The organism is Lentzea waywayandensis, assembly GCF_900115955.1.
Lineage (GTDB): Bacteria > Actinomycetota > Actinomycetes > Mycobacteriales > Pseudonocardiaceae > Lentzea > Lentzea waywayandensis.
Genome location: NZ_FOYL01000006.1, coordinates 395,171 through 407,847, shown reverse-complemented (window position 1 = coordinate 407,847; position 12,677 = coordinate 395,171). Strand labels below are relative to the sequence as shown.

The 12,677-nt window shown below is 70.1% G+C and carries 10 protein-coding genes; all 10 read right to left on the bottom strand.

From position 1 onward, the window contains the following. Positions 1–35: 35 nt before the first annotated feature. Complete coding sequence (locus tag BM417_RS25125) at positions 36–995, bottom strand: hypothetical protein (RefSeq protein ID WP_093599041.1); 960 nt, start codon at positions 993–995, stop codon at positions 36–38. Beyond that, entirely contained in the window at positions 992–2,050 is a 1,059-nt protein-coding gene (locus BM417_RS25120; protein ID WP_093599039.1) for a protein phosphatase 2C domain-containing protein, read from the bottom strand. The genes BM417_RS25125 and BM417_RS25120 overlap by 4 nt, the downstream gene beginning before the upstream one ends. Then, a complete protein-coding gene (locus tag BM417_RS25115; protein ID WP_093599036.1) occupies positions 2,050–2,793 on the bottom strand; it encodes a vWA domain-containing protein in 744 nt (247 codons plus the stop codon). Before BM417_RS25115 ends, BM417_RS25120 begins: the two co-directional genes overlap by 1 nt. Positions 2,794–2,817: 24 nt before the next feature. Then, the gene (locus tag BM417_RS25110) at positions 2,818–4,266 is read right to left on the bottom strand and encodes a DUF4407 domain-containing protein (RefSeq protein ID WP_093599033.1); all 1,449 of its coding nucleotides are present in this window, start codon (positions 4,264–4,266) and stop codon (positions 2,818–2,820) included. Then, positions 4,263–5,666: a protein kinase family protein gene (locus tag BM417_RS25105; protein ID WP_093599030.1), complete on the bottom strand. Its 1,404-nt coding sequence runs from the start codon at positions 5,664–5,666 to the stop codon at positions 4,263–4,265. Before BM417_RS25105 ends, BM417_RS25110 begins: the two co-directional genes overlap by 4 nt. Before the next feature lie 211 nt (positions 5,667–5,877). Further along, a complete protein-coding gene (locus BM417_RS47945) occupies positions 5,878–6,588 on the bottom strand; it encodes an SAVMC3_10250 family protein (RefSeq protein ID WP_093599027.1) in 711 nt (236 codons plus the stop codon). Positions 6,589–6,603: 15 nt separating this feature from the next. Next, the gene (locus BM417_RS25095; protein ID WP_093599024.1) at positions 6,604–8,397 is read right to left on the bottom strand and encodes a serine/threonine protein kinase; all 1,794 of its coding nucleotides are present in this window, start codon (positions 8,395–8,397) and stop codon (positions 6,604–6,606) included. Positions 8,398–8,402: 5 nt separating this feature from the next. Then, the gene (locus tag BM417_RS25090) at positions 8,403–10,235 is read right to left on the bottom strand and encodes a VWA domain-containing protein (RefSeq protein WP_093599021.1); all 1,833 of its coding nucleotides are present in this window, start codon (positions 10,233–10,235) and stop codon (positions 8,403–8,405) included. After that, positions 10,232–11,455 (bottom strand): hypothetical protein, encoded by a 1,224-nt coding sequence (locus BM417_RS25085; protein ID WP_093599018.1) that lies wholly within the window; start codon positions 11,453–11,455, stop codon positions 10,232–10,234. The genes BM417_RS25090 and BM417_RS25085 overlap by 4 nt, the downstream gene beginning before the upstream one ends. Beyond that, positions 11,452–12,675 carry a hypothetical protein gene (locus BM417_RS25080; protein WP_093599015.1) on the bottom strand — a complete coding sequence of 408 codons (1,224 nt, stop codon included), beginning with the start codon at positions 12,673–12,675 and terminating at the stop codon, positions 11,452–11,454. Before BM417_RS25080 ends, BM417_RS25085 begins: the two co-directional genes overlap by 4 nt. Positions 12,676–12,677: the final 2 nt, after the last annotated feature.

The window sequence follows — 12,677 nt, the reverse complement described above, 5'->3', positions numbered from 1 at the left end:
GGCCGCTCGGTGCGCGGCTGCACCACACGCAGGATTCAGACGCCATGGGGACTCGCCGGCACCCACTTCTTCGTGCCGGGTTCCCGGACCCAGCCGTAGGTTCGGGTGCCGTCGGCCGTGCCTCTGGAGAGCCTGTCGAAGTCGAATTCGGCGTCGAGGTAGCGGCCCCAGTCCTTGGCGGACGGACGGCCTTCCGGGTTGTCGCCGAGCGTTCTGCTCAACAGCTGGAGACCGGCGCCGTCCAGCACTCCCCTGGCGTGCGCGGGGTCGCGGAGCAGGCTCGCGCCGGTGCCGGGGCACAGCGTGCGCAGGACCAGCAGGCCGAACTTGTACAGGTCGGTGGCCTGGCTCAGCCGTCGTTCCGGCGGCTCCCAGTCCGGTGCGTTGAGCTGGGCCACCACGGCGGCGCTGCCCCGGACGCGGATCGCGTCGCAGTCGATCAGACGCACCGAGGGACGCGCGGTGAGGCGGAACACCGCGTTCTTCGCGTTGATGTCGCCCAGCACCAGCTCGTTGGAGTGCAGGAAGTGCATCGCGCTCGCGAAGTCCCTGCAGAACAACGCTCTCGTGCGCAGGTTCGGCTTCGGCATGCCGAAGCGTCCGGCTCGGGACGGGTCGATGAACAGGTGCTGGAACTCCAGCAACGCGCGATCGCGCACTCCGCTCGGCAGCACCCGAGGGTGGAAGAAGTCCTCGGGGATCAACGGCATCAGCACCCCGCACACCTCGCCGTCCTCCTCCACGGTCCGCACCGGCCATGCGGTGCAGAGGTCGAGGCGCCGCCGGGCGGTCGCGGTCATGCGCAGTCGTCTGCCGACCAGCGCGCGCAACCCGCCCGGCGGTGCCTGTCCAGGGCGGTAGTGCTTGAACACCAGCGCTCCGGCCACGTCCGGCAAGCGCACGTCCGGCGCCAGGTAGACCTTCGCCTGACCGCCCTGTCCCACGAGCGGTCCCAGGCCGCCCAGCGACTGCCTGGGCACCGCCAGCTCGTTCATCGCCGCAGCGGCCAGACCGCGATCACCGTGCGGTCGTCGTCGAAGCTGCGCCGGTGGAAGCCGACCTGGGCGGCGAAGTCGAGGTCGTGCGGCGGCCTCCGCCACGCCTGGGCGAGGAACCTGCCCACCTCCCCCTCCCCGGTGCGCAACGGGTCACCGACGCCGTCGCTCATCAGCACCAACGCCTCGCCCGCGCGGACCCGCGTGTGCTGGCTCGGCATCGGCCGCGAGGGCACCATCGGCAGCGCGCCGACCGACGAGCTGTCGACCGCGGCACCGTCGTTCTTCACCTGCGCCACCGGTTCCCATCCGCGCTCGGACAGCACCCACGCGGAGCTGTCGCCGACCGACGCGGAGAACACCTCCATCTCCTCGTTCGCCAGGTCCACCACGGCGTAGGTGGCGGTGGTGGCCATCCAGCCGACGATCTCCGACACGTCCATCTGCTCGCCGCCGGGCAGGCGCTTGCGGGCGAACGTGACGATGTGGCCCGCGACCGCGCCCACCAGCCGGTCCCAGTCGAGCGCTTCCGGCGCGGCGTCCTCCAGCGCGTTGACCAGCAGCGTCACCCCGGTCCTGGCCGCGACCTCGGCGGCGTGGTGCGACCGCGGGCCGGAGGAGACGCCGTCCGCGACGCACAGCACCAGGTACCGGCCGTCCGGGGTGACCTGGTAGGCGTACTCGTCCTGCCTGGTCCGGCCGAACGAGCGGTGCGAGAGCCCGCGCAGGCTGGCCGCGCGGAGTTCGGCGACAGGTGTGCCGTCCGGTCTCCCCACGACGAAGCCGTCGAACACCGAGTCACGACGGTGCCACGCCTGCGGGTCCGGCACCGGGACGACCTCGGTCGCCGCCCGGCCGGGGTCCCCGACCGCGTAGGGCACGAACGCGCCCACCCACGAGTCGAAGTGCTCGGCGCTGTGCCTCCCCGGCGGTCCGGACGCGGCCAGTGGATTGACGTCGGGGTGGTCGACCTCGCCGGGTTCGATCTCGGCCGCTTCCCCCTCGACGGAGGCGATCCCTGCCTGGCTGCCCGATCTCGGGCCGAACAGACCCATCAGACGAAGTCGTCGTCGGCGGTGTAGGACGCGAGGCCGGGTGGCAGGTCCTCGTCGGGCGGCAGGATGATGCCCGAGTTGCCCTGCGCCATGCTCTCGCCGGAGGCCAGCACGCTGGAGATCAGCACCTCGGCCATCGCCGCGATCGCCTGGCCGGCGTCGATCTTCGTCTTGTCCTGCATGTACATCCGCATCGGCTTGGGGCCGCCTGCCGGGTGGATCAACGTCTGGAGCACGGTCGGATCGGCGTCGTCCACACCGCACGGCACCACGTTGGGGTACATGGAGAACCCGGTCAGCGTGCCCTTGTCGTAGGTGGTGAGGTCCTTGAACGCGGCCTCCCAGTCGGCCCTGTGGTCGGTCGGCTCGCCATCGCTGATGAAGAACACCACCGGCCGGTGCACGGCGAACCCGTCGGCCTTGAGCTGCTTGACGTCCTGCGCGATCTGGTTGCGCAGCATGCGGAACGCGGCGACGTACGAGGTCCCGCCACGCGGTGAGAGGGCGGGCAACTGGACGCCCTCCTCGAGGATGTCGCACAGCGGCATCCGCACCTGCGCGTCGTCCGAGAAGTCGACGACCGCGAACCGGACCTTGTCCGACAGGATCGGTGCCTGCGCGACCGCGTCGGTCACCGTGGGCATGATCCGGTTCGCGGTGTCCAGCTTGTCGTTGAGCGTCATCGAGAACGACACGTCGATCACGATGTAGAACGGAAGGAGCTTCCCCTTCTCGCCGTCCATGGCCTACCTCTCTGGTCTGTGGTGTCAGGGCTGGTGATGCTGGGAGGCGGGATTCGACCCGTTCACCTTCGGCATCTCGGCGGTGATCTCGGCGGGTTCCACCGGCGAGAACGCGGGCAGCGTGGTGGACATGGCGGGTGAGGGCCCGCGCCGGGACGGGACGTGCGATCCCACGTGCTCGCGATACCACTCGTCGAGCTGTTCGTCGGACCGCAGCTTCGCCACCTCCGCCCACACGTGAATGGCGTTCATCGCGATGCGGGACTGCTGCACGACCAGTTCGTCGACGGCCGCCTGTGCGGTGCGCACCTGGGCATCCGACTTCTGCTTGGCCAGCTGGAGCACGGCGTCCGCCTCGACCTCGTCCTGCTGCCGCTTCGCGGCGGACCGCACCTCGTCGAGGTGGTTGTCGTCGCCGTCGTGGCGTTCCAGCACGCGGTCGTACAGGGTCCTGCTACCGAACATGGTCAGCAGCTTCGTGATCACCGGCAGGACCTCGATCAGGAAGAACAGCAGGCTCAACGACCACTTGGCCGCGGTCGCCGACGCGTGACCGTCAGTGAGGCGGTCCAACGCTTCCAGCCGGGCGAGCAGGCCCTTGTTCAACTGTTGCGCGTCGAGCGCCTGCTGCTCGGCCTTCCGCTTGCGCTCCTGGGCGATCGCGAGGTCGGACTGCACCGGGCCGATCTTCTTCTTCGCGTCCTCCGCCGCCGAACTGGAGCCGTCCTGGACGCGCTTCGTGACTTCCGCGATCTTGTCGTCGAGCTTGCGCTTCGCGTCGTCACGGGCCCTGAGCGCCCGGTCGGCGGCGGCCTTCTTCGAGTTGTACGACTCGCCGACACCGGGCACCCCGGTGCCACACTTGCCGTCGAGCTCGCACTGGGCGTCGCCGTCGGCCTTGAGGTACGTGTCCTGTGCTTTGTCGTAGGCGGCCTGCAGGGCCTTCACGTCGGCGTCCGACGACACCGAGATCGGGTTGCGCCCGTCGATGATGTCGCGCAGTTCCTTGTCCTGCTTCTCCAGCTCGTCGACCTGGCGGTACGCGTCCTTGACCTTCACCTGGACCTGGGCCGCGGCCTCGAACCGCATGTTCTCCAGCTCGGCGTTGATCTCCGGCTGGAAGATCCGCAGCACCAGCGGGGTCGCGACCACCGTGCCGATCACCGCGGCCATCAGCACGCGGGGCACCGCCACCCAGACGACCTTCCAGCCCGACACGGTGTTGAGCGTCACGACCAGGAGCCGGTCCAGGTTGAGCACGATCACGAACCACACGAGCGCGCTCGGCACGGCGATCCACCACGCCAGCTCAAGGGTGCTGGACAGGGCGAAGAACGCGGCCACACCGGCAAGACTGGCGGTGCTGAGCAGAACACCGCCCATCACGGCTTGTTTGGTGAGATCGCCGGGAGCCTTCGTCAGGATCTCCGGACGAGCGCCCGCCAGCACGGCGAGCGCGTGACGCAGACTCATGTCGTTTCCTCAGAGTTGGCCAGCAGCCCGTCGAGCGGAGGGCCACCGAGCAGCAGTTCGTTCAGGTCGAACGGAAATCGGGCGACGTCGAGCGCCGGCCAGCCGAACCCGCGGCCGGCCGGCGCGACGTCGAACGGGTCGAGGCGGGCCCGCGGCACCACGTCCGGCAGATCAGGCAACGAGGTCCGCGGGAGCGAGCCCATGAACTCGGTGACCGGCGGCAGGTCCGGCAGGACGACCGGGGTGCGCAGCACGTCCGGCGGTGGGATCACCGCGACGGGACCGACGACCCTGGAGTCGGTCCCGAGGGAATTGGCCGCCGTCACGGCGATGTGCGTGGTGCGGTCGGGCCACAGCTGCACGACGCCACTGCCCGGCCGGGCGTCGACCGACGTCTTCTTGCCGTCGACGACGACATCGAGCGTGACCGCGTCCGTCGCCCTCCAGCGCAGTTGCACCGGGTTGCCCAGAGCAACGAACGACCGGTCCAGTTCCGTCTCGATCAGGACGGGCGGGTCGATGTCCTCGCCGAGCAGCCGGCGGAAGTACGTCAGCCACTCGCCCGCGGACGGCCGCTGCTTCGGGTCGGCGGTCTTGGTGATCGCCCTGGTGAGCAGGTCGGTGCCCGTCCGGTCGAGCACGGACGCGATCGCGGCCGGGTCGGTCGCGGTGGACGTGAGCTTGTCCGGCAGCAGCGTCCGGCGGACGAACAGGCCGAACTTGTACCGGTCGCTGAGCCTGGTGAGCGGGCCGCGTTCCGGCGGCTGCCAGTCGTCGACGTTGAGCTGGACGTTCCGCGCGACCTGGCTCATCGACCGCACGCCGTCGCAGTCGATGAACATCACCGAAGGCCTGCCGTCGAGCCGATAGAGCTCGTTCTTCGGATTGATGTCCCCGAACACGACTTCGAGACGTTCGTGGTAGAAGTCCAGCAACTCCGCGAAGTCCCGGCAGATTCCGAGCCGCTGTTCCCAGGTCGGCACCTGCCAGCCGATCCTCGGCCCGCCGAGCCGATCCGGCGGGATGAACAGGAACTGCACCTCGCGCGGAATCCACTTCGTGCCACCAGTGCTGAGAACCGGGATTTCGGCACCGAATTCGGCCGGAATCCGGCGCATCAGGATTCCACAGGCGACGCCCGCGCGTTCCACTACGCGCAACGGCCAGGTGGTCAGCTCGTTGAGCCGATCGAGGTCCGCTCCGGACAGTTTGGCGCGCAGCCCGACGATCTTGCGAAGCTCCGCACCGGACGGTGGCGCTTGCTTGTACTCCTTGTACACCAACGGTGCCGACACGCCGGGGACTTTCGCGTTCGGCGCGTCCCACACGACAGCCTGCCCACCACGCCCGAGCTGAGCACCCAGCTGCCCGAGGTCGGAGTACTCGACAGCAGACGTCATCGAATTCTCCATCCTCCACTCAGGAAATGTGTCGGTACGCCCGACTCACGGATGGACTATCGAGAAACCCGCTCTGCTGTTACCGGCTCACGAGAAATGTCCGAGCAGACGATCCCATCCGATCTGGAATAACGAGAAATGTCCACGAACTGACCACTCCGGACCTGTAACAAACCCGATCGCAATGCCAATACGGGCCGCACCTACCTGGTCACGGGTGCGAATGCCGTACGAACAGCGGAGAGGCCACGACCACGGCGAACGGCAACTCCTGTGGACGCACGACGGCACTGACCCGCGCGCATCCCGCGAGGTACGGCGACTCGTCGTAGTACCAGTCGTGACAGGCGACCTCGCGGAACAGCGTGCCGACGTGCTCCGCCAGCGCCGAGCCCGGCACCTGGCCCCTGCTCCGGCCGAACGGGCCCCAGAACTTCTGTTCCCCCACGGGCAGCGCGGCGTTCGCGAGCGCCGACTCCACCACCGACGACGCCGCGCCGAAGTGGGAGAAGCGACTGCCCTCCGGTGCGACGGAGGGAGTCGTGCCCAGCAGGTTGGCCGCGGAGCCGTGCAGCATGATGCGTGTGGTCGTCTTCTCCAGACCGCCCGCCTCGCAGAAGATCGCCGCGCCCTCGGGCAACGCCTGACAGCCGATCCTGCCCTCGAAGTGGACCCAGGTCCCGGGAATCAGGTCGTCGTCCCGGTACCACCGCGACTCCGCGCTGAGGTGCTCGACCAACTGCTCCAGGTCACCGTCCGACAGCGTGGCGCCGACCGGCTCCAATTCCACCGAGGTCTCCAGAGGAGCGACGCGGACCTTGCCCGCGATCTTGCGAACCCGCAGCCGCGACCACCAGGACTCGTCGACCGGCACGAACTGCCGCACCTTGTTCTGGGACGCGTACACGTACTCGTTGAACACCAACGTCTCTCCTAATCACAGTTTCCGCAGGCCCGGCGGCCACTTGCCGTCGAAACCCTCACTCGCGACGACGCCCCGGCCCGCAACCACGGCGGCGAGCCGCAGTCGCCACGCGGCACCGATGCCGAGCGCGACGCGGTGCGCGGGTTCGTCGCTCAGCCGTTGCCACGATGCGCCGTCCTCACCTACCCACAGCCCGTCATCACCCGCGACGGCCACGGTGACGCCGTCGCGCTGGCCGACGCACGCGATGTCCGCGGCACGTCCGGGCGCGTTCGCGACACTCGTCCGGGCCCATTCCCCGTACTGCTGCTCGAAAACGGCGATCTGCCGGCCGCCGCCGAGCACGCACCGGCACTGGAGCTCGCCGTAGGTGTTGAGGCACAGTCCCGCGGCGGCCACACCGGTCACGCCGAGCCTGTCCCGCCGGTCCTCGCACGCCACCGCCAACTCGCCGTCCGGCATGACCACCGCCGTCGCCGGGCGCCCATCAGCGTCCACTGTGGACGCCAGCACCCGTTGCACGTGCAGGTGCTGATCTGCGCGGTGCACTCCTCCCCCGACCTCGGCGGTGACGGCGGTCAGCAGGCCGAACGGATCGACGACGAACGCCGTGACCGAGCCGTCGGACCGCCTGAGCACCGCGATCCCACCCGCCGGCACGGCTTCCCCTGCCTGCCGCCACTGCCCGGAGCGGCCGATCCACATCGCACGGGCGCTGTCGATCACGAACTGGACGACCTCGCCCGCTCCGTCGACGCCGACTCTCACGTACTGCGGGAACGACGGTGCGGCGGCGTCCGGCACGAGCTTTCCGGTGGACCCGACCGCGAGCCGGGCCCGCGACAGCACCGAGTCGCCGATCGCCGCGATGGTCGGTGTCCCGGTGACGTCCAGTGCCAGGTCGAGGTCGACCACCAGTGACCGCGCCGGCATCGCGTCGACCGCGTCGATCATCGCCCGCAGCCGGGCGGCCCAGTCGCGCAACGACTTCGGCCTGCGCTTCGCGTCCTCCACGAGCAACTCGGCGACGTGGTCCGCGACCTCGGCCGGGAAGTTGGCCCTGCGCAACGCGGACCGGCACGTCACCGCCGCGTGGCTCTCCCTCGGCGGCAGGCCGAGCAGCAGGAAGTGGATCACCGCGCCGAACGAGTACCTGTCCGCTTCGGCGGTGCCTTTGTTCCCGCCTTCGGGTGCGGTGTAGCCGTAGGTGCGCACGGTCGTGGTCGGACCGCTCCTGGCCGGCACGACCGAGGTGAAGTCGATCAGGTGCACCTCGCCCTTCTCGTCGACCATGACGTTCGCGGGCGAGATGTCCCGGTGGTGCACGGCGAGCGGACCGGTGCTGATCGAGTCGATGATCCCGGCGAGCTTGCCAGCGACGACGCAGACGTCCGCGAAGGACGGCTTGGCCTTGCGCACCCATCGCGTCAGGTCGTCACCATCGATCCACCGCGACACGACGTAAAGCGTGTGACGATCACCCGCTCTGCCCGGTTCGTGCGGCTCGGCACCGATGAACACCGTCGACGCGCCGGCCACCCCGGGGACAGCGAGCTGGCTGGTCTCCTCCCGTGCCTCCTCGGCCTTCCGGTACCAGCGGGCCAGCGCCTGGTCCGGCGTCTCGTGCTGGTTCTGCTCGAGATGCCTCGAGTGCAACACCTTCACGGCCCAGCGGCGGTCGATCTCGTTGACGCGTGCGGTCGTGGCGAGCCAGATCTCGCCCTCGCCGCCCTCGGTGACCCGTTCGCAGAGCTCGTAGTGGTCAGGCGCCCCGGCAGGCCCGACCCTCATTCCCACGGTGGTCATCGAGCTCAGTTCCGGTAGACGAAGGAGGACGCGGGTCGTGCGGTGCTCGCCGGCGCGGCGATCACGATCACGGGTGCCGGTGCGGAGGACAGCGCCCGGTGGACGTCGGTCATCACGTCGTGGACGCGGCGCATCACGAGCACCTGGACGCTGCCCGGCGAGTCGGCACGCTTACCGCACAACCCGGTCACCCGGCCGTAGTCGACGCCGCCGTTCTCCCCGATCGACCGCAGCTCGTCGAGCAGCGCGACCAGCGGGGCGAACGCCGCGTGGTCCGGTTGCGGACGCAGTCCTCTGGACACGCGGACGAGGAAGTTCGCGGCACCGGCGACGTCCGCGACGAGCGAGCCGAACTCCCGGCCGGACAGCTGGAGCACGAACCGGTCCACCCACACGTCCTGGCCGTGGCTGCGCTGGAACTCCGTGTCGCACCGACCGGCCAGCTCGGTGATGCCGGCCTTCAGCTCCTCCCGGTGCCGGTCCCAGTCCTCGGTTCCGGTGTGCCGCAGCGCCTGGAGCGCGGTGCGGGTGCGTTCGGGAAGCGGGCCGGGTTTCGGCGCCGCGGTGAGGCGGCCTTGGACGCGGTGGACGATGCCGCCGCCGAGTCCGCCGAAGTAGCCGGCGAGCGCGTCGAGCCCGCCGACCGTGGTGGAATCGCCGCCGCCGACCTTCACCAGCTCGCGGAGCAACGTGTGGTTGGGGACGTACTCGGCCTTCCGCATGTCGCCGCCGCGCCTGCGATAGAGGTTCTCGTCGCTGATGCCCACGGCGTGCAGCCGGATGCCGAGGTCGCGGTGCAGGTGCTCCATCAGGCTCACCGGTTCCTTGACGGCGGACACGATCTCGCCGGTGCCGGACTCACCCCTGGGCACCCAGTTCGCGCCGTCGCTGACCAGCACGACGAGCTTCTCGTTGCCCGGTCTGCCGTTGCGGTGGAGCAGATTGGCCGCGGCGTGCAGCGCCTGGCCGATGTCCGTGCTGCCGGACGGTTTCATCGACGCGACCGCGCGCCGGAAGTCGTCCACGAGCGGGGCCGGCGAGTCCGCGTCGAGCTGCACCATGCCGGGCTGGTGCGGAAAGACCTGTCGCACCTGGCCGTTGAACTCCAGCAGGGCGAGCCGTGACACGCGCCCGGAGACACGCGTGCGCATCTCCAGCAGGTCCCGCAACGACTCCCGCAACGCCTCGACGCGGGTGATCCACTGCTCGCCCGTGGTGAACGTGCCCCACGCGGACGCGCGCACGGCGGGCAGGTCCTGCATCTGCATCGAAAAGCTGGTGTCCGCGAGGACCACCACGTCGACGCCCGCACGGGACGCGGGCGCGTACAGCTCGACGACGGTGTTCTTCGTAATGCGGGCGACGACCTCGTGGTGTCCGCCCGCGTCGACCTCGTGCACGCGGTGCGGCACACCGTTCACGGACACCGAGAAGTCCGTGCCTTTGGCGGGCACCCAGAGCAGTTCTCCGACGAGTCCGGCCTGTGCGAACTCGCGGGCCGCTTCACCTGGTTCGCGTTCGGTCGCGAGTTCCAGCACCAGCTTGCCGACCGGCACCGCGTCCACCAGGTCGAGCTGCCACCGCTGCCGGTCCGCGACGTCCAGATCCCATTGCGCGGCAAGGTCTTCGTCGATGGCGACGTGCTTCGCCGGCACCTCGGCCAGTTCGGTGGCGAGCACCGCCGCCTGCAGCCAGCCCGTCCCGGAACGAACGCTCAGCACCCCGGCGCCTGAGCCCGCGCCCACCGGCACACCGACGCGGGTTCCCGTGACAGCACCGCCACCCGGCACGGCGACCAGCCGGTGCGGTCCCGACGCGGCGACAGTCGATCGCCTCACCGGTCGCCTCGTTCCCGCTTCACCGTGACTCCCAGAGCCTTCTCGTACTTCGCGATGTTGCCCCTGTTCTTCCCGTAGAAGAGACCGGCGAGGTCGTCCGGCACCTCGACGAAGAGCAACGCTTTCCGCGCGCCGCTCGCGCGCTTGTACTCCCCGAGCTGGATCTCCTGCGTCAGCCGCGAGTGCACCAGCGGCCGCAGCACGGCGATCAACCGCTCGCCCTCCGCGCGGTCCTCCAGCGCCTCCTTGAGCTGCCGGTCCCAGGCCTGCCAGGACTCGGCCATCGCCGCCGTCGTCACGGCGTTCCTCACGACCTCGCGCTCCAACGCCCGCAACATCCGGTGCACAGCGGGCAGGTCCTTGGCGAGCGCCGCGTGCTCGCAGTAGCGCAGCGTGTACCCGAACCCGCTCAGGCTCGGCTGCCGCTCTTTGTGCCTGCGCCGCGCCGCGCCGCCGACGATCTGGAACAAGACCTCGTCAGGCGCCGCTGACTTGACGGCGCGGTGGGCGGAGCAACGGCCGAGCCCGACGCGTTCACCCCCGAACACCTGCCAGCGGTGTGCGTGCTGGGTGCACATCCTGCGGGCGCACCGGCGGAAGTCGCGGGTGAGGTGTTCGCACCGCACCGATCCGAGGTCACCGCACGACGAACTCTCGCAGCGGGGAAACGCCTCCTCGAAGCACGGTGGGCAGAACGCGAGGTCCGGATCTTTCGGGTGCGACCTGCGATGCGTTCCGCACCAGGCCTTTGCCCTCTGGCAGGCCCGCCCCGTGCACCGGAACACGGCGGCCGACGGACACGCCTGACAGGTGGGCCGATGGTCCTGGCACGTGGCGATGAGAGCACCGTCGAGCATCACGACGTGCCGGTCGCACACGCGGTTGTCGTTGCCGTCGGACGGGCAGACCGAGCACAGGAACGGCGCGTACTCGGCCTTCCCGGTGCAGTGCCTGCACCGATAGCGGATCTCCGCGCGTTCCCGCACGGCCACCACGGCGAACCGGGTGTCCGCCCCGACCACCCCTGCACCCGCCCGCACGACCTCGAGCCGCACCGTGCCGCCTGCCCCGTCCAGCGAATGCACCCTGCGGCGCTGGAGGTCCTGCCCGGTCAACGCGATTTCCAGATCCGCCCACAGCGCGGCGAACTCCTCTTTGGTGCCCGGCGCGTTCGTCAACTCGCGCAGGTCGAGCACCAGTTCGACGTCGTGCCCTGTCATGCCTCGTCACCTCGCCGTGCCGCCCGGCCGGTTCCCGCTTCGGCGATGCCACGCCGCCACTCCCCCAGCACCACCGCGACCCGGCCCGGCGCCGACGAGGTCAGTTCCGCGAGCAGCGGGCCCCCAGGCGCGGGGTTGGTCAGCGCGGAACGGCAGCGGGACAGCAGTTCGGCGTCACCTGCGCCGGCCCAGCGCGCGAGCAGGTCCCGTTCCGCGGCCCCGCCACGCAGGCCCAGCCCCGGCAGGTCCAGTGCCAGCAGGAACGGCGCCAGCTCCGCGGGATCCGCGTCCAGGTTGCGGAACTCGACGCACAGGTCGCGCAGCAGCCGCCTCGCGGACTCCCGTGCAGGGCGTTTTCCTCGCACGGATCCGCGTTTGCGGTCCTCCACCTCGAACCTCGCGCGCATGCCGTCCGTGATCGCGCGGGCCCGGTTCTCCTCCAGGAGCCTCTGGGGTTGGTGACCCGCGCGCCTGCCGTCGCGCACCAGCCTTCTGGCATGCATCGCGAGCGCGCTCATCAGCAGTGCCTGCGCCCGCACCCCCGCCAGCGTCACCGCGGCGTCCGTGCACCTGACGACCACCGCCAGTCCGCCGTCCGGCAGGTCGGCCGGTGACACGTCCATCCGATCCAGTTGCGCGACGCCGTCCTTGCGCCGCAGTTCCGCCTTCACGCGGTCCAGGTGGTTGCGCGCGGTCGACGCGAGGAAGCGCGTCGAGAGGTGTGCGTTCGAACCTGCCAGCCACCGCGAACCGATCCGATCCGGCGGCGCGGCGCCCGTGGTGGTGCCGGTCCCGGTCAGTGCGATGAGCGTGGGCACCCAACTGCGCAGCACGTTGCACAGGACTTCCTGCTCGACGGACGACAGCACCTCCAGCACATGCACGTCACCGCCGGGCACCGCCTTCGTGCGCTGCGGCGCCACCCCGGCGGACACCAGCGCACCGCCCGCGCGTTCCACGATCGCCGCCACCGCGTCGAGCAGCGTGCCGAGTTCGGTGAACAGGTCATCGCGAGCAGGGCGGGTGCCGAGCCAGCTCAGCGGCAGCCTGAGCGAGAACAACCCCTGCGTCCCCGCGGTCACGCCCACCTGCCGGCCGCCGAGCCGGAGATCAGCGCGGCTGAGGGCGTGCGCCGCCGCGTCGTGGGTGGTTCCGACGACAGCGAACGCCTTGTCGAGCCCCTGCCGGGAGGCGCCGATGCGCGTGAGACTGACCAACATGC